The organism is Parasphingomonas zepuensis, assembly GCF_036663735.1.
GTDB lineage: Bacteria > Pseudomonadota > Alphaproteobacteria > Sphingomonadales > Sphingomonadaceae > Sphingomonas.
Map to the genome: position 1 here is coordinate 409,811 of NZ_JAXOJO010000002.1, position 16,743 is coordinate 426,553.

Genomic DNA, 16,743 nt, shown 5'->3' on the forward strand with positions numbered 1-16,743 from the left:
CGCCCTCACCCCGACCCTCTCCCGCAGGGAGAGGGCGCTGAGGCGTCCTTACTCGGCGGCGATGGCCACACCGTCGCTGTCGAACTGCTCGATGCTCTTCAGCTCGACGTTCAGGCCCAGCGACCGCATTTCCTTGACCAGCACGTTGAAGCTTTCGGGGATGCCGGCCTCGAACGTATCGTCACCCTTGACGATCGCCTCATAGACCTTGGTGCGGCCGACCACGTCGTCGGACTTCACCGTGAGCATTTCCTGCAGCGTATAGGCGGCGCCATAAGCCTGGAGCGCCCAGACCTCCATCTCGCCGAAGCGCTGCCCGCCGAACTGGGCCTTGCCGCCCAGCGGCTGCTGGGTAACGAGGCTGTACGGGCCGATCGAGCGTGCGTGGATCTTGTCGTCCACCAGATGGTGCAGCTTCAGCATGTAGATATAGCCCACCGTCACCTTGCGATCGAACTGATCGCCCGTGCGGCCGTCGAACAGGTCCGACTGGCCCGAGGTGTCGAGCCCGGCGAGCGTGAGCATCGCCGAGACATCCGCCTCACGGGCGCCGTCGAACACCGGCGTCGCCATCGGCACGCCGCCGCGCAGATTCTGCGCCAGTTCGATGATCTCGTCGCTCGTGCGCGCGTCGATCTCGGCATGGTATTGTTCGCCATAGACGGTCTTGAGGCGATCCTTGACCACGTCGGGCATCTGGCCCGGCTTGGGATCGGGGTTCGCTTCGCGCCAATCCTCGAGCGCCTGGCCGATCTGCCCACCCAGACCGCGGGCGGCCCAGCCGAGATGTGTCTCGAAGATCTGCCCGACGTTCATGCGCGATGGCACGCCCAGCGGGTTCAGCACGATATCGACCGGCGTCCCGTCGGCGAGGAACGGCATGTCCTCGCCCGGCAGGATGCGGCTGATCACGCCCTTGTTGCCGTGACGGCCGGCCATCTTGTCGCCCGGCTGCAGCTTACGCTTCACCGCGACGAAGACCTTGACCATCTTGAGCACGCCCGGCGGCAGCTCGTCGCCCCGCTCGAGCTTCTCGCGACGATCATGGAACTTGTCCGTGATCAGCTTCACCGCATCGTCATACTGGGCCTTGACCGCCTCCAGATCGCTCTGGATCTTGTCGTCGGCGACGGCGAACTTCCACCACTCGTGGCGATCGACGCTGTCGAGCAGGTCGGCGTCGATCTCGACGCCCTTCTTCAGGCCCTTCGGCGCGGCGGTCGCGGTCTGGCCTAGCAGCATCTCGCGAAGACGCGACCAGGTCGCGCGGTTCACGATGGAGCGTTCGTCGTCCGAGTCCTTCTTCAGGCGCTCGATCTCCTCGCGCTCGATCGCCATCGCGCGCTCGTCCTTGTCGATGCCGTGGCGGTTGAACACCCGGACCTCGACGACGGTACCGGCAACGCCCGGCGGCAGGCGGAGCGACGTATCGCGCACGTCCGACGCCTTTTCGCCGAAGATGGCGCGGAGGAGCTTTTCCTCCGGCGTCATCGGCGATTCACCCTTGGGGGTGATCTTGCCGGCCAGGATGTCGCCCGGCTCCACTTCGGCGCCGATATAGACGATGCCCGCTTCGTCGAGGTTGCGAAGCGCTTCCTCGCCGACGTTCGGGATATCGCGCGTGATGTCTTCCGGCCCGAGCTTGGTGTCGCGCGCCATGACTTCGAATTCCTCGATGTGGATCGAGGTGAAGACGTCGTCCTTCACGATACGCTCGGAGATGAGGATCGAATCCTCATAATTATAGCCGTTCCAGGGCATGAACGCGACGAGCGCGTTGCGGCCCAGCGCCAGCTCGCCGAACTCGGTCGACGGGCCGTCGGCGATGATGTCGCCGGCGCGCACCGCGTCGCCCACCTTCACCAGCGGACGCTGGTTGATGCAGGTGTTCTGGTTGGAGCGCTGGAACTTCATCAGCGTGTAGATGTCGACGCCCGACTGGCCGGCCTCGACCTCGCCCGTGGCGCGAACCACGATGCGCGCCGCGTCGACCTGGTCGACGATGCCTGAGCGCTTGGCCGAGATCGCAGCGCCCGAATCGCGCGCCACGGTCTCTTCCATGCCGGTGCCGACGAACGGTGCCTCGGCGCGAACCAGCGGCACTGCCTGACGCTGCATGTTCGAGCCCATCAGCGCGCGGTTGGCGTCATCGTTTTCCAGGAACGGAATGAGCGACGCGGCGACCGAGACGAGCTGCTTGGGGCTGACGTCCATCAGCGTGATGTTGTCGGGGATCGCCATCAGGAATTCACCGGCCTGACGCGACGACACCAGATCCTCGACAAAGCCCTTGGTCTCGTCGAGCTCGGCGTTGGCCTGCGCGATCGTGTGCTTGGCCTCTTCCATCGCCGACAGATAGACGACATCGTCGGTGACCTTGTGGTCCACGACCTTGCGGTACGGCGTCTCGATGAAGCCGTATTTGTTGACGCGGCTGAAGCTGGCGAGCGAGTTGATCAGGCCGATGTTCGGGCCTTCCGGCGTCTCGATCGGGCAGATGCGGCCATAATGGGTCGGGTGAACGTCGCGGACTTCGAAGCCAGCGCGCTCACGAGTGAGACCGCCCGGCCCAAGCGCCGAGACGCGACGCTTGTGCGTCACTTCGGAAAGCGGGTTGGTCTGATCCATGAACTGCGACAGCTGCGACGAGCCGAAGAATTCGCGCACCGCGGCAACCGCCGGCTTGGCGTTGATCAGGTCGTTCGGCATCACGGTCGACACGTCGACCGAGCTCATCCGCTCCTTAACGGCACGCTCCATGCGGAGCAGGCCGACGCGGTACTGATTCTCGAGCAACTCGCCCACCGAACGCACGCGGCGGTTGCCGAGATTGTCGATGTCGTCGATCTCGCCCTTGCCGTCCTTCAGGTCGACCAGAGTCTTCACAACTGCGAGGATATCCTCGGTGCGCAGCGTGGTGACGGTGTCCTCGACGTCGAGGTCGAGGCGCATGTTCAGCTTGACGCGGCCCACGGCCGACAGGTCGTAGCGATCGGGATCGAAGAACAGGCCGCTGAACAGCGACTCTGCGGTCTCCAGCGTCGGCGGCTCGCCGGGGCGCATGACGCGGTAGATGTCGCTGAGCGCCTGCTCGCGCTCTTCGGCCTTGTCGGCCTTGAGCGTGTTGCGAATCCACGGGCCGGTGGCGACGTGATCGATGTCGAGCAGCTCGATCCGGTCGATGCCGGCCTTGTCGAGCAGTTCGAGATTCTCGCCAGTCACTTCGTCGCCGGCTTCGATGTAGATCTCGCCGGTCGCGTCGTTGACCAGATCATAAGCCGAATAGCGGCCGAAGATCTCTTCGGTCGGGATCAGCAGGTCGGTCAGGCCGTCCTTGGCTGCCTTGTTCGCGGCGCGGGGAGAAATCTTCTGGCCCGACGGGAACACGACTTCGCCGGTCTTCGCATCGATGATGTCGAACATCGGCTTCTGGCCGCGCCAGTTCTCGGCCTGGAAAGGGATGACCCAGCCGCCCTGGCCGCGGACGAAGGTCACGCGGTTGTAGAAATAGTTGAGGATCTCCTCGGAGTTCAGGCCGAGCGCATAGAGCAGCGCCGTGACCGGCAGCTTGCGCTTGCGATCGATGCGGACGTTGACGATGTCCTTGGCGTCGAACTCGAAGTCCAGCCACGAGCCGCGATACGGAATGACGCGCGCCGCGAAGAGGTACTTGCCCGACGCGTGAGTCTTGCCGCGGTCATGATCGAACAGGACGCCCGGCGAGCGGTGCATCTGGCTGACGATCACGCGCTCGGTGCCGTTGATGATGAAGGTGCCGTTCTGCGTCATGAGCGGCATGTCGCCCATGTACACGTCCTGCTCCTTGATATCGAGGACCGACCGGGCCTCGGTATCGGCGTCCACCTCGAACACGATCAGGCGGAGGGTAACGCGCATCGGCGCTGCATAGGTGATGCCGCGCTGGCGGCACTCGTCGGTGTCGAACTTCGGCGGCTCGAGCTCGTAATTCACGAAGTCGAGTTCGGCGGTGCCGGCGAAATCGCGGATCGGGAAGACCGAGCGCAGGGTCTTCTCCAGGCCCGACACATAGCCGATCGAGGGATCCGACCGCAGGAACTGCTCGTAGGATTCGCGCTGAACCTCGATCAGGTTCGGCATCTGCACCACTTCGTGGATGTTGCCGAACACCTTGCGGATGCGGCGCTTAAGCGTGCCGCCCTCGATTGCCTTGGTCGCCATGGAGTTTTTCGCCTTACAGCTATTAATTCATGCCCGGAATCCACCGGGCGGGCACGCGGAAAGACGCAAAAAGCCGCGAGTTTTCCTTTTCGGAAAACAGCAGCTCCTGGCGTCTTATGATGCCGCAACTCCCAATTCGATCGACATGCTGCGCGACGGCACGTCATTTCCCGAGAGCTGTGGTGAGGGACGCGATATAGGGAGCGTGTTGGAAACTGTCAATCGACGCAGCGTACGTCGCTTCAACGGCGCAACGAAACGGTTCAGCGCGATTCCGGTGTTTCCGCGGGTCCGATTGCCGGTTCCCTTCATTGAGGCTACGTCATGAAACAGCAACTCGCAAATCGCCGCGCGTTCGCCGCGCTCATCCCCGCCACTCTGTTGTTGGCCGCACCCGCGCTCGCGCAGGATCTGCAGCCAGCACCCGCTCCGCCGGTGCAGACCGTCGCGCCACCGCCCGTCGTGCCGACAATCGTGCCGCAGGCGGCCACAACGCCGCCGCCCGTTACGCCTACGGTGGCCGCGGCGCCAGAAGACGCGACGCCGCCTCCGGTCGCGAGGACCACCCGTACCGTAACGCGTACGCGCGCGGTGCGGGCTGCGACCCCGGTCCGCGCTGCGCCTGCGCCGGTTGCGGCCGCGCCCGTTGCCGCACCGCTCGCCGTGACGCCGGCTCCCGTAACCCCTCCGCCGGTCGAGGCCGTGGCCCCTGCGCCAAGTGCCCCGGAGACGGCAAGTGAGACATCGACCGCTACTGAAAGCACGCCGGTCTGGCCGTGGCTGCTGGCCGGTGCCGTGCTCCTGATCGGCGCAATCGGTCTCTTCCTCATTCGCCGCCGTCGTGTCGATGAGGACGAACTTTATTATGAGGAGCCGATGCTTGTCGAACCGGCACCGATCCGCGCCGAGCCGATAGCCTTCGCGCCTGAACCTGCGCCGCAGTTCCTGCGCACTGCACCGCTTTCTACCCCAATTGGCGAACCCGCGATGTTAGCTGTCGAGGACGCAGCGCTGGCCACGCCTGAGGCCGAGGAGGTTGCGTCGCTGACGGAGGCCGACGCGCCGGTGGCCGATCGCCCGTGGCTGGAATTCTCGCTTCGCCCGGTCCGCGCCGGCACGAATGTCGACGAGGCCCTGGTCGAGATTGAGCTCACTGTGGGTAATGCCGGATCGGTTGCCGCCCGCGACGTCCGCATCTCGACCTTCATGTTCGCTGCGCCGCCCGCCACGGGCACCGAGATGGAGCGCATGCTGATCGAGCGCGGCGAGGATGGCGTGCCGTCAGTGACGATCGAGCCGGGTGAAGGAACCCGCGTCGATGCGACCCTGGCCTTGTCAAAGGCCGGCCTGATCGAGAGCACCAGCGGTTCGATCCTGCCCATCGTCGTCGCCGACGCGCGGTATACGCTGCCGGACGGCAGCGAAGGCCGCACCTCCGCCTCGTTCACGATCGGGGTGAGCGAGGAAGGTAGTCCTGCAATGTCGCCGATCCTGTTGAGCGAACGTGCGATGCACGATGATGTCGAGGCGCGCCTGCACGGCGTTCCCGAACACGCCTAAGCCCAGCGCGGTCCGGCCCGTCTGTCCTTGTGGGAGGCGGGCCGTGCCGCGTTCAACGATTTTCCGCAGGGACCAAAGCTGTCGTATCGCGTTCAGGAACGCGGCGCTAAGGCAGCAGGGGTGGGGATGATGTCCAAACGATCCGCTCGCCATTGGCGGGCATTGACGTTGCCGTTGCTCGCCGCGTTCGGCGCGGCGGCGCCTGCCAGCGCCCAGGGTGTTCCCGCACCGACTCCCACCCCGACGCCGATGCTGATTCCGGGTCTCGAGAATTTCAGCCTGACACCGCGCCCCGGCTCGACCGTAAGTCGCCCGGCAGCGCCGCCAGTGGTCAGCACCCTTCCGACGCCAACGCCTGCGGCTAGCCCGCCGCCGGCGCGGACACCGACCGTGTCGTTACCTCGCGCGGTCGCCACGCCGCCAGCGCGCGCGGCGGTGCCGGTGCCGACGCCAACGGTAACGCCGATCCCGGTGCCCGCTGAGACGCCGCTTCCCGTCGCTCCGCTTCCCTCGCCGCTCGTCTCGCAGGAAAGTGCGACCCTTGCGCCGGAGCCAGTCGCGGCAACCGCGACGCGGGCTCCGTTCTGGCCGATGCTCGGCGGGGCGGCCGCACTGGCGGCGCTTCTGGTCGGCGGCCTCGTCTTCTTGCGCCGGCAACGGCTCGGGCGAGACGAGGATTATGACGAGTTGGTCGCCGAGCGGGAGGATCATGCGCGCTTCGATCTGATCGCCGACGTGCCGTCCCCGTCACCCGAGCAAGTGGCCGAGCCGGTCCATACGCCGATCACGGCTGCACCCATCCGGGCGCCGCTCGATCCGATCGCTCCGCCCAAGCGCGGCGCGCATGCCATATTCGATCTTGGGGCGGTCGCGGCGGATGCTGCGGTTGCGCCCGAGCCAGCGCCGCTTGAGTTCGGGCCTGAGGCGCCTCCCGCTCCGGTCGAGCCGGCCGTGGCCCCGGTCGCCCCGGCGATCGTGCCCGCCATGCTCGATATCGAGTTGCGGGCGAAGCGGGCGGGCACGAACCTGCTGAGCGCCGCGGTCGATTACGATATCGTGGTGCGCAACGGCGGCGACGCACCGGCCCGGGCAGTGCAGGCCGATGTCCGGCTGCTGAGTGCCGGCGCCGAGCAGGATGGCTGGATCCGCAGCCTTTTCTCCAGCCCGATCGAGTGCCCGATCACGCCTCCGTTCGACATCCCGCCGCATGCAGCGATCGAACTCAGCGGCATGGCGATGATGCCCAAAGAGATGCTGAGCACCATGACGGTGCAGGGCAGGGTGTTGTTCGTGCCCGTACTGGCGATCAACTTGCTGTACGAGCGGGACGGCGAGGCGGGCCAGACCGCGGCATCGTTCGTCATCGGGATCGATCGTGGGGAGGGGGCCAAGATGGCGCCCTTCCGTCTCGATGCAGGCCCGCGCATGCAGGCCGACGTGACCACGCTGCCTTATACCATCACCGTTCGGCGCTGACCGGGCCGGTCACGAAAAGGGCGACCCCTTGCGGGGCCGCCCTCTTCTGGTCCCGGCTCGCGCCGGAAGAATTCACGCCGAAGCGGAAATTACTTGACCTCGACGGTCGCGCCAGCGGCTTCGAGCTGAGCCTTGATCTTGGCGGCTTCGTCCTTCGACACGCCTTCCTTGACGGCCTTGGGAGCCGACTCGACCAGCGTCTTGGCTTCGGTCAGGCCGAGCGAGGTGATCGCGCGGACTTCCTTGATGACGTTGATCTTCTTGCCACCGTCGCCGGTGAGGATGACGTCGAATTCGGTCTGCTCTTCAGCAGCCGGTGCAGCGGCGCCACCACCAGCGGCCGGCGCAGCAGCGACGGCAGCGGCGGCGGAAACGCCCCACTTCTCTTCGAGCAGCTTCGAAAGCTCAGCGGCTTCGAGGACGGTCAGTTCGCTCAGCTGGTCAACCAGCGCGTTCAGGTCTGCCATGATATATTCTCCGTAGCGGGACGATGTCGTCCCATGAGGTTCAGTTCAAAAAGTCTGTCAGTGTCCGATATCAGCGGTGCCGATATCAGGCAGCTTCCTTGTCCTTGTCGGCGTAAGCCGCGAGCACGCGTGCGAGCTGCGCCGCAGGAGCCTGAGTGATCGTCGCGAGCTTGGTTGCAGGTGCAACCAGGAGGCCCACGATCTTGGCACGCAGTTCATCCAGCGAGGGCAGTGTTGCGAGCGCCTTCACGCCTTCGACGTCGAGGACAGTCGCGCCCATCGATCCACCGACGATTTCGAACTTGTCGTTCGTCTTCGCGAAATCGACCGCAACCTTGGCTGCAGCGACCGGATCGATCGAGGTGGCAAGGCCTACCGGCCCGGTGAGCAGATCGCCCAGCGAGAGATAGTCGGTGCCGTCGAGCGCGATCTTGGCAAGCTTGTTCTTCGAGACCTTATAGGTCGCGCCGGCGTCGCGCATCTTGTTCCGCAGCACAGTGGACTGTGCGACGGTGAGTCCGAGGTTGCGGGTGACGACCACCACGCCGACCTCGTTGAAGGTGCGGTTCAGCTCGGCGACGAACTCGGCCTTTTGAGCACGATCCATGCCATTCTCCACGTTTTTGACCCGTCCGTCGGAACGGAAGGGCCGGTTAAACCGGAGGCGCAGACTTCCCGCGCATCCGGGTTGTCCGTCGATTGGGGCATGGGAACTGACCGCCCAAAAGCGGCAGCAGACCGTCGCGCAGGCGCAAGCGGTAAAATTCCATTCCCCGTCTAGGTGGGAGATTAAGGACGGAGGATTCCGGCCACCCACTGTCTCGGACGGTAGCTCGTCCTGCGCGGACGCGGGGCGAGCGAAGGCGGGCTCCTAACGGTATCGGCCGTAAAGTCAACTGAAAGCTCCAGCTATCGGCGCTGTATTAGAACCGACTTCGATCTGTCACGGCGCCGTCAAGGAACCGGCATCACCCCGTCAGGAACGCCGCACAAGAGGAGCGCGACGGCGACTCCGATCCGGAGCGCGATCCACCGGGGGCTCCATATGACCAGTTCGACCAATGTCACGTTCGGCTATGACGACGGCGACATCGATACCAACCGCTCGACCGGCGAGTCGCTGAATGACATGGTTTCGCGCCGTTACTCGCGGCGCGACGCGCTCCGGGGCGGCGTATCCGCCGCGGCTTTCGCCGTGTTCGGCGGGGCGGTGCTGGCGGCGTGTAGCGACGACGATCGTGAGAACGATCCGGCGCCAACGGTGACGGCGGGCTCCTCGGGCAACACCAGTTCGGGTCGGCTCGTGACCCTGACCGGCACGGCGACCGACAACGGCACGATCACGACGCAGAATTTCATTCAGGTCTCCGGGCCGACCGTGGCGCTGAGCAATGCCGCCAGCGGCGCCGCGACCTTCATCGCGCCAAGCGTCGCCGCCAGCACGCCGCTCGTATTCCGCTACACCGCGATCGACTCTGCCGGCCAGGCCACTACCGCCGAGACGACCGTCACGGTGACGCCGGCCGCGCTCGGCTTCACCGCGGTCGCGAAGAACAAGCTCGACGTGGTCAGCATCCCGGCCGGGTACAGCGTCTCGGTGCTCTACCGGCTGGGGGATCCGCTCTCCGCGGCGACGGCCGCCTACAAGAATGACGGCACCGACACCGACTTCGCCAACCGCGCCGGCGACCATTTCGACGCCCTTTACTGGTTCGGCCTGGCGGCGACGGGCACGGCGCGTGACGACAACAGCAGCACGCGCGGGCTGCTGGTGATGAATCATGAGAACATCACCGCATCCTATCTGCACGTCGCCGGGCCAACCAGCGTCGCTGGCGCCCGTCCGGAGGCCGAGGCGCTCAAGGAAATGGAATGCCACGGCGTGAGCGTCGTCGAAGTGGCGAAGAGCGGCACCAGCTGGACCTATGCTCAGGCCGGCGCGCTCAACCGCCGCGTCACGCCGCTGACCGCGACGGTCTTCAATGGCCCGGTGCGCGGCAATGCCCTGTTGCACACCGTGTTCTCCCCGACCGGCGTGGCCGGACGCGGCACCATCAACAATTGCGCCAACGGCCACACCGGTTGGGGCACCAGCCTGACCTGCGAAGAGAATTGGGCCGGCTATTTCCGCCGTCCGACTGCGGCCGACAATGCCCGCCGCACTCCCAAGGAAGTCGTCGCGCTCCAGCGCTACGGCGTGACCAACGCGAACGGCAATAACGGCTGGGCGACCGTCGTGCCGGCCGATGCGACGAGCACGATCTATCGTCGCTGGGATGTGCAGGCGACGGGCGCCAGCGCGCTGGCCGATTTCCGCAACGAGCACAACCAGTTCGGCTGGGTGGTCGAGATGAATCCATACGACAAGGCAGCGCCGCCGCGGAAGCGCACTGCACTGGGCCGCATGAATCATGAGGGCTGCTGGCCCTCCAACTTCGTCGCCGGCCGCAAGCCCGCCTTCTACATGGGTGACGACGCGCAGAATGAATATCTCTACAAGTTCGTCTCGGCGACCGCGTGGAGCGCGGCCGACGCTACCGCGGCCGACCCGCTCGCGATCGGCGACAAATATCTCGACAACGGAACGCTCTATGTCGCTAAATTCAACGCGGACGGCACAGGCCAGTGGATGCCGCTAACCTTCGGCACGGGACCGCTCACTACCGGTGCCGCACCATACGCCTTCGCCGATCAGGCCGACGTGCTGACTCACGCGCGCCTTGCCGGCGATGCGCTGGGCGCGACCAAGATGGATCGTCCGGAATGGACCGCAGTGAATCCCGCTACGGGCGAGATGTATTTGACGCTGACGAACAACGCGACGCGCACCGCTGGCAATACCGATGCGGCCAATCCTCGCGCCTATATCGATCCCCCCAGCGCCCAAGTCGGAAATCGCAACGGCCACATCATCCGCCTGCGCGAAACCGGCGACTCGTCTGAGGCGACCGGTTTCGCCTGGGACATCTATCTGTTCGCGGCAGGATCGGATCTCGACGCGACCAACATCAACCTGTCGGGCCTCGATGCGACCAACGATCTTTCCAGTCCGGATGGCCTGTGGTTCGGCCGCCCCTCCAACGCATCCGGCCTGATTACGCCGGTGCTGTGGATCCAGACCGACGATGGCGCTTATACCGACGTCACCAATTGCATGATGCTCGCGGCGATGCCGGGAACGGTCAATGACGGCGGAGTCAAGACGATCACCAACGGCGGTGGCAGTACGCAGGCGACGCGGGTCGGCAAGGCCCCCGGCACGCAACTGCGCCGCTTCTTGGTCGGGCCGGTCGAATGCGAGATTACCGGCGTGGATTCGACGCCGGATGGCAAGACCCTCTTCGTCAATATCCAGCATCCTGGTGAGGGCGGTAATGCAGGCAACATCACCAGCAACTGGCCGGCCAGCCAGAATGCGCCCGCCCCGGGCAACCGGCCGCGTTCGGCGACGGTCGTCATCACCAAGAATGACGGCGGCGTCGTCGCTCTGTAAACTCTCGACCGTGCGAAGAAGAGGGCCGGGAGCGATCCCGGCCCTTTTCGTTCGCTCAGTCGAGCAGGGCGGTAAGCGCCGCGCGCAACGCGTCCGGATCGTCTGGCGCAACGATCGTCAGGCCGCGCTGGGGCGGGAGACCGCAGGCCGGCGTTGCAATCGCAGGCACGCCGCTTGCCAGTGCCCTGAGCAGCATGAATGGGCGCTGCTCGACGATGGCCGGCAGCAGCACGCCGGCGAGCCTGGCTGGTTGCTCGCCTGGCGCGAGACGGCGGGCATTGAGACCCGTCCAGAAATCCGGTCGTTCCTCCGCGGCGCGTTCGATCAGCAACTCCATGTCCAGACCGGCCATGGCCTGGCGCATCGCATAGGCACCTTTGCGCGCAAGAGCCGGGCCGGCGAAGAGGAAAGTCCGACCCCCGCGCGTCGTCGCAAGCGGCGGGGCAGGGGCCCATTCGAGCAACTCGACCCGCGCGGCAGGAAAGCATGCCGCCACGGCACGATGGGCCGTGACAAGCCGGTCTGCGGCCTCCAGCGCCTCACGTTCGGCATCCGCCACCGCTTGCGGCGCACGAAAATCGCCAAGCGTCGTGCTGTCGGGATGGCAGGCCTGGGCTTCGTCGAGAACGCGGTGGAGGGTGTCGATCGGCAACCGCTCCATCAACACTTCGAAGCTCCGGCCCTGCAGGGCGCCGGCTTGCCAGAGATGTGGGAGCAATGCTTGCGCCACCACCAGATGGGTATGCGCTGGGGACAGGCGCCGCGCATGGGCAGCGGCAAGCCGGGCATTGGCCGCCAGCATCAACCCCGCCAGCGGTGTGTTCTTCAGGGCGGTCCTGAGCGCGAGGCTTCGGCGCAGCGCAGCGATATCGGCCGTCTGCTCATCAACCAGCGCAGGCCATGCCTGGGCCTGCCTGCCGAAGCGGCGTGTGGAAAGATGCAGCGTGTCCCCCGGTTTCGCGCGCGCGCGATAGAGCGTCGTGAACTCTGGCGTAGCCGCGTCGACCAGCCACGCCGTCGGTCGGGAGGCAGCCTCGATGTCGGGATCATGCCTGTGACACGTAGCCTCGCCGCAGCTCAGGCAATCATGCGCACCCAGCCCGGCAAGGAAATCGGGGGCGAGGGCCTCCGCCTCGATACCATACCCCCGGATCGTCAGCTCGAGATCGTCAGCGGTCAGTCGTGCCTCGATCCGGAACGGCCGCCGACCGCGCATCCTGAGGTCGAGATAGTTCCAGAACACGGTAGCGTCGCGCCCCGCCGCCGCCCGCGAACCCGGCACGATCCGCGTATGGGCATGGCGTTCGACGATCTCGAGCCCGGCGCGCAGCCCAGCGTCATACAGCGCATTGGAAAGCTGGCAGAGCCCGCCGCCGATCGTCGCGATCATGCATCCCTCGCGCAGCTCGCGTCCTGCAACGAAGCCGCGCTGGCGCGAAGGACGGCCGACCTGGCGCCAGAAGCTCAGGGTTCGACCGGCCTCGATCTCGATCCCGTCCAGGCCGCGCAGGGCGACACGCAGGTTCTGGATCTTGCCGGCATTGAGCGCCCGATCCTTCTCGCCGCCCGCGTTGGCCCAGAGCGGCGTGCGGACGGTCGCAACGACCGGCGCATCGATCAACGCGGATGCCTGGCGGTGGTGCATCGGCGCCAGGCCAGGTGTGACGTCGCGTGCGGCGCGGCGAGCCCGGAGCAAGCTAGACTTTACCGCGAAGACCAACGCGCCGACACGGGTGGGCACGCCTGAACTGGGCATTGCCGCTGCCGTCGCGAGCCGGTCGCTCATTCTTTTCCTTTCCGAAGAAGCACAGGATTCCCGTTCCGGCCCCCGCAGTCAATCGGGAGCCGCGGATGTTAAACGCAAGAAGCGGGATGCCGCTCCGCCGGTTCGCGTTAGCCTTGGCGATCTTGCCCTCATGCAGGAAAGAAGAACATGACGACGACACCCATCGGCCCGCGCGAGGCGGTCATGGCGCTTTACCAATCCTATGCGACGCGAGATCCGGAGCGGATCGCGGCATGCCTGACGGATGACGTCGTCTGGGTTGCGCCGCCGGGCAACGCGACTCAGGTCGCGCTCGGTCTCGGCGATCCGGACGATGCAGGTGCGCCCGATGGATCGAACAACCTCGATCGCGATGCCATCGTCGATTTCATGGTGAATGATTTCGGCCGGCTGTTCGTCAGTGACGTCGCCAACGACTTTACCGGCGTGCATGTCGCGGGCGATCACGTCATCGCCGAGCACCGGATGTCGGCGACGCTGGCCAACGGGCGACACTATGTGAACGACTATTGCTTCGTCTTCCATGTGGTCGAGGGAAGAGTCTCTGGCATCCGGGAATATATGGATACGCGCGGCGGCTGGGTTCAGATGTTCGGCGACGCTGCCCCCGGGCCGATCGTGCCGCCGCGCGCGGCCGTGGAGGCTGCATAAGAAAAGGGCCGGGGTTTCCCCCGGCCCTCCGCTTTGTCTTGTCGACGGATCGGTCGGATCAGATCGCCGCGACCTCTGCGGTGTCGACCTTGATGCCCGCGCCCATGGTCGAGCTGATCGCGACCTTGCGGACATACTTGCCCTTGGCGCCCGACGGCTTGGCCTTGACCACTGCATCGACCAGCGCGTCGAAATTCGCGCGCAGGTCTTCGGCCGGGAAGCTCGCCTTGCCGATGCCGCTATGGATGATGCCTGCCTTCTCGACGCGATACTCGATCTGGCCGCCCTTGGCCGCCTTGACGGCTTCGGCAACGTTCATCGTGACCGTGCCCAGCTTCGGGTTCGGCATCATGCCCTTCGGGCCCAGGATCTTGCCGAGGCGGCCGACGACACCCATCATGTCCGGGGTCGCGATGCAGCGATCGAAATCGATCGTGCCGCCCTGGACGATCTCCATTAGATCCTCGGCACCAACGACGTCGGCGCCAGCCTCACGAGCTTCGTCAGCCTTGGCGCCCTTGGCGAATACGCCGACGCGGACGGTCTTGCCCGTGCCCTTGGGCAAGGTGACGACGCCGCGGACCATCTGGTCGGCGTGGCGGGGATCGACGCCGAGGTTGAGCGCGACTTCGATCGTCTCGTCGAACTTGGAGGTCGCGTTGGCACGCGCCAGCGCGATAGCTTCGTCAACGCCGTGCAGCTTATCGCGGTCGATCGCCGTAGCGAGGGTCTTCGCCTTCTTGGTCAGCTTTGCCATGATCTCAGCCCTCCACCACTTCGAGGCCCATTGCGCGGGCGGAGCCTTCGATGATGCGGGTTGCCGCGTCGATATCGTTGGCGTTCAGGTCCTTCATCTTCGTCTCGGCGATCTGGCTCAACACGGAGCGCTTGATCTTGCCTGCGGTCAGCTTACCCGGCTCCTTGGAGCCCGACTTCAGGCCCGCTGCCTTCTTGATGAGATAGGACGCCGGCGGCGTCTTGGTCTCGAACGAGAAGCTGCGATCCGCATAGACGGTGATGACGGTGGGAAGCGGCGTGCCGACTTCCTGGTCGCCGGTCTGGGCGTTGAACGCCTTGCAGAATTCCATGATGTTCACGCCGCGCTGACCCAGGGCCGGGCCGATCGGCGGCGACGGGTTTGCTTTGCCCGCCGGCACCTGCAGCTTGATATAGCCGGTAATCTTTTTTGCCATGTCTCACTCTCTTTCAAGTTTAGCGGTCCAGACGGCTTTTGAGAGCCTCCCGCGTATGTACCGAGACCCGCTGAAACGGGTCGCGGATTGAGCCTCCGCCGTGGCGGAGGAACAATTCTTATTTGGCGCGCTCGACCTGCTCGAACTCGAGCTCGACCGGGGTGGCGCGACCGAAGATCGACACCGACACCTTGACGCGGCTGCGATCGAAATCGAGCTCTTCGACGATGCCGTTGAAGCTCGCGAACGGGCCGTCGAGCACCTTCACCGAATCGCCGATCTCGTAATCGACCTTCATCTTCTGCTTCGGCGCGGCGGCTGCCTCCTCCTTCGAGTTGAGCATCCGAGCCGCTTCGGCTTCGCTGATCGGCTGGGGTTTGCCCATCGATCCCAGGAAGCCGGTCACCTTCGGGGTGTTCTTCACCAGGTGATACACGTCGTCGTTCATGTTCAGCTTGGCGAGCACATAGCCCGGCATGAACTTGCGCTCGACTGCGATCTTCTTGCCGCGACGGGCTTCGGTAACGGTCTCGGTCGGGACCTCGATCTGCTCGACGAGCGCGTCGAGGCCCATACGGGTCGCCTCGGCCATGATCGAGTCGCGCACTTTGCCCTCGAACCCGGAATAAGCGTGAATGATGTACCAGCGCGCCATGTGTCGTCCCAAATTCAGTTCGCGAGGCTCAACAGCATCTTGACGATCGCCTCGAACAACGTGTCGATCCCGAAGAAGAAGATCGCCAGCAATGTCGTCATGATCATCACCATGACACCGGTCATGATCGTCTCGCGACGCGACGGCCAGACGACCTTCTTGGTCTCTGCCTGGACTTGCCGGATGAATTCGATCGGTGTCGTCTTCGCCACGCTGTTCAGCTCGCTTCTTAAAACGCCGGAAAATCGAGGCATGGAACCGCCGCCCGGTCCCAAGGAACCGGCGCCGTCCAATCCTCGATTTCGGATTGACCGCGCAGATAACCCCGCCGCGCCCGGAAAGCAAGAGACGAGGGGTGGCGCCACACCGCGGCGCCGGCGGCTATCTTTCGCGGTCGTCGGGCAGGCCCTTGACCCGGCGGCCGAGCACGGAGCCGCCGATCTTGTCCGGCACACCGAACACTTCGGCTTCGGGATGTGCCGCCCAATAGGCCTTGCCGTCCAGATTGATCTCGGTGACACGAGCCGCGTTGAGCGGGATGAGCGAGCGGGTGAAGCTGCGCGGTTTCTTCATCAGCTTCTTGTCCTCGATCACCGTCAGGCCGGCGCGCCGGGCCGCCTCGGCGACGAAATGCACGCAGTTGCGCCGCTGGAGGTTCCAGCGAGACGTGGGCGCCCCCCATTCGGCGACCAGCGCCTTCACGGCGGCATATTGCGCATCGCTGATGGTCAGGGTGAACTGCGCGTCGCTGACCCGGATATAGGTCTTGGCCGTGACGTCGATATGGCCCTTCACCGAAGCGAACAGGGCGGCCGGATTCATCGAATTGAGTGTGAAGCCATAGCTGGTGTCGACCACTTCCCCGGTCGAATCGACGGTGCCCTTCAGGGTGAAGAAGGCGTGGGGAAAATAGGTGCTGGTATCATGCGACCAGAAGGTCATGCGCACCTCGGCGCGGGCCTCGCCGGCAACGAGCGTCAGCATCAGGAGCAGGCCGGCCAGGCCGCGCCGCAAGGCCGTGTTCAGCTTTCCCGGCATGTTGTCCCCTTTTTTTTGTCGGGACTGCATTCGCAGAGCCGCAGCGGGGGGAGCAAGAAGAAACGGCAGCGTGGGGGCTATGCGAGCGCCGGCCGCTGGCAATGCGCGGATGGCGCACTCTGTAGGGATGGAAGGAAGTGGCAGGGGAGCTCGGACTCGAACCGAGGGCCTTCGGTTTTGGAGACCGACGCTCTAACCAACTGAGCTACACCCCTGTGCGGTTG

General features: G+C 65.3%; 14 protein-coding genes and 1 tRNA gene. 5 read left to right on the forward strand and 10 right to left on the reverse strand.

Annotation, left to right across the window (positions count from 1 at the left end; genetic code table 11):
* Nucleotides 1-48: 48 nt before the first annotated feature.
* Complete coding sequence (rpoB, locus tag U1769_RS08340; protein ID WP_332714634.1) at nt 49-4,200, reverse strand: DNA-directed RNA polymerase subunit beta; 4,152 nt, start codon at nt 4,198-4,200, stop codon at nt 49-51.
* Here rpoB and U1769_RS08345 point away from each other — a divergent pair.
* The 3 genes from U1769_RS08345 (at nt 4,199) to U1769_RS08355 (ending at nt 7,236) form a co-directional block, all read left to right on the forward strand.
* On the forward strand, nt 4,199-4,528 hold the full coding sequence (locus U1769_RS08345; protein ID WP_332714636.1) for a hypothetical protein: 330 nt from the start codon (nt 4,199-4,201) through the stop codon (nt 4,526-4,528). The two genes, rpoB and U1769_RS08345, sit on opposite strands and share 2 nt — an antisense overlap.
* A complete protein-coding gene (locus tag U1769_RS08350; protein ID WP_332714638.1) occupies nt 4,525-5,760 on the forward strand; it encodes a hypothetical protein in 1,236 nt (411 codons plus the stop codon). The genes U1769_RS08345 and U1769_RS08350 overlap by 4 nt, the downstream gene beginning before the upstream one ends.
* 162 nt (nt 5,761-5,922) lie before the next feature.
* Nucleotides 5,923-7,236 (forward strand): hypothetical protein, encoded by a 1,314-nt coding sequence (locus tag U1769_RS08355; protein WP_332714640.1) that lies wholly within the window; start codon nt 5,923-5,925, stop codon nt 7,234-7,236.
* A gap of 89 nt (nt 7,237-7,325) precedes the next feature.
* Here U1769_RS08355 and rplL read toward each other — a convergent pair whose 3' ends face one another.
* Together rplL and rplJ are read right to left on the reverse strand one after the other, a co-directional pair.
* Nucleotides 7,326-7,703, reverse strand: coding sequence for a 50S ribosomal protein L7/L12 (gene rplL, locus U1769_RS08360; protein WP_332714642.1), 378 nt, complete (start codon nt 7,701-7,703; stop codon nt 7,326-7,328).
* 85 nt (nt 7,704-7,788) lie between these two features.
* On the reverse strand, nt 7,789-8,310 hold the full coding sequence (gene rplJ, locus U1769_RS08365; protein ID WP_332714644.1) for a 50S ribosomal protein L10: 522 nt from the start codon (nt 8,308-8,310) through the stop codon (nt 7,789-7,791).
* 438 nt (nt 8,311-8,748) lie between these two features.
* Between rplJ and U1769_RS08370 the strand changes: the two genes are divergently transcribed.
* Entirely contained in the window at nt 8,749-11,196 is a 2,448-nt protein-coding gene (locus tag U1769_RS08370) for a PhoX family protein (protein ID WP_332714646.1), read from the forward strand.
* A gap of 55 nt (nt 11,197-11,251) precedes the next feature.
* Here U1769_RS08370 and U1769_RS08375 read toward each other — a convergent pair whose 3' ends face one another.
* Nucleotides 11,252-12,982, reverse strand: coding sequence for a VanW family protein (locus tag U1769_RS08375; RefSeq protein ID WP_332714648.1), 1,731 nt, complete (start codon nt 12,980-12,982; stop codon nt 11,252-11,254).
* A gap of 147 nt (nt 12,983-13,129) precedes the next feature.
* Here U1769_RS08375 and U1769_RS08380 point away from each other — a divergent pair, with 147 nt between their 5' ends.
* Nucleotides 13,130-13,633, forward strand: coding sequence for a nuclear transport factor 2 family protein (locus U1769_RS08380; protein WP_332714649.1), 504 nt, complete (start codon nt 13,130-13,132; stop codon nt 13,631-13,633).
* A 58-nt stretch (nt 13,634-13,691) separates the two neighbouring features.
* Here U1769_RS08380 and rplA read toward each other — a convergent pair whose 3' ends face one another.
* The 6 genes from rplA to U1769_RS08410 form a co-directional block, all read right to left on the reverse strand.
* The gene (gene rplA, locus U1769_RS08385; RefSeq protein ID WP_332714650.1) at nt 13,692-14,390 is read right to left on the reverse strand and encodes a 50S ribosomal protein L1; all 699 of its coding nucleotides are present in this window, start codon (nt 14,388-14,390) and stop codon (nt 13,692-13,694) included.
* A 4-nt stretch (nt 14,391-14,394) separates the two neighbouring features.
* Complete coding sequence (gene rplK, locus U1769_RS08390; RefSeq protein ID WP_332714652.1) at nt 14,395-14,826, reverse strand: 50S ribosomal protein L11; 432 nt, start codon at nt 14,824-14,826, stop codon at nt 14,395-14,397.
* A 118-nt stretch (nt 14,827-14,944) separates the two neighbouring features.
* Entirely contained in the window at nt 14,945-15,481 is a 537-nt protein-coding gene (gene nusG / locus U1769_RS08395) for a transcription termination/antitermination protein NusG (protein ID WP_332714654.1), read from the reverse strand.
* Between the two features lie 14 nt (nt 15,482-15,495).
* Nucleotides 15,496-15,693: a preprotein translocase subunit SecE gene (secE, locus tag U1769_RS08400; protein WP_332714656.1), complete on the reverse strand. Its 198-nt coding sequence runs from the start codon at nt 15,691-15,693 to the stop codon at nt 15,496-15,498.
* 169 nt (nt 15,694-15,862) lie between these two features.
* The gene (locus U1769_RS08405) at nt 15,863-16,519 is read right to left on the reverse strand and encodes a hypothetical protein (protein ID WP_332714658.1); all 657 of its coding nucleotides are present in this window, start codon (nt 16,517-16,519) and stop codon (nt 15,863-15,865) included.
* A 138-nt stretch (nt 16,520-16,657) separates the two neighbouring features.
* Nucleotides 16,658-16,734, reverse strand: a tRNA-Trp gene (locus tag U1769_RS08410).
* Nucleotides 16,735-16,743: the final 9 nt, after the last annotated feature.

Coding starts and splice junctions, on each gene's coding strand:
- U1769_RS08345 (WP_332714636.1), top strand. CDS start 4,199: ATGGAGTTTTTCGCCTTACAGCTATTAATTCATGCCCGGAATCCACCG.
- U1769_RS08350 (WP_332714638.1), top strand. CDS start 4,525: ATGAAACAGCAACTCGCAAATCGCCGCGCGTTCGCCGCGCTCATCCCC.
- U1769_RS08380 (WP_332714649.1), top strand. CDS start 13,130: ATGACGACGACACCCATCGGCCCGCGCGAGGCGGTCATGGCGCTTTAC.
- rplA (WP_332714650.1), bottom strand. CDS start 14,390: ATGGCAAAGCTGACCAAGAAGGCGAAGACCCTCGCTACGGCGATCGAC.
- rplJ (WP_332714644.1), bottom strand. CDS start 8,310: ATGGATCGTGCTCAAAAGGCCGAGTTCGTCGCCGAGCTGAACCGCACC.
- rpoB (WP_332714634.1), bottom strand. CDS start 4,200: ATGGCGACCAAGGCAATCGAGGGCGGCACGCTTAAGCGCCGCATCCGC.
- U1769_RS08370 (WP_332714646.1), top strand. CDS start 8,749: ATGACCAGTTCGACCAATGTCACGTTCGGCTATGACGACGGCGACATC.
- U1769_RS08375 (WP_332714648.1), bottom strand. CDS start 12,982: ATGAGCGACCGGCTCGCGACGGCAGCGGCAATGCCCAGTTCAGGCGTG.
- rplL (WP_332714642.1), bottom strand. CDS start 7,703: ATGGCAGACCTGAACGCGCTGGTTGACCAGCTGAGCGAACTGACCGTC.
- rplK (WP_332714652.1), bottom strand. CDS start 14,826: ATGGCAAAAAAGATTACCGGCTATATCAAGCTGCAGGTGCCGGCGGGC.
- nusG (WP_332714654.1), bottom strand. CDS start 15,481: ATGGCGCGCTGGTACATCATTCACGCTTATTCCGGGTTCGAGGGCAAA.
- U1769_RS08405 (WP_332714658.1), bottom strand. CDS start 16,519: ATGCCGGGAAAGCTGAACACGGCCTTGCGGCGCGGCCTGGCCGGCCTG.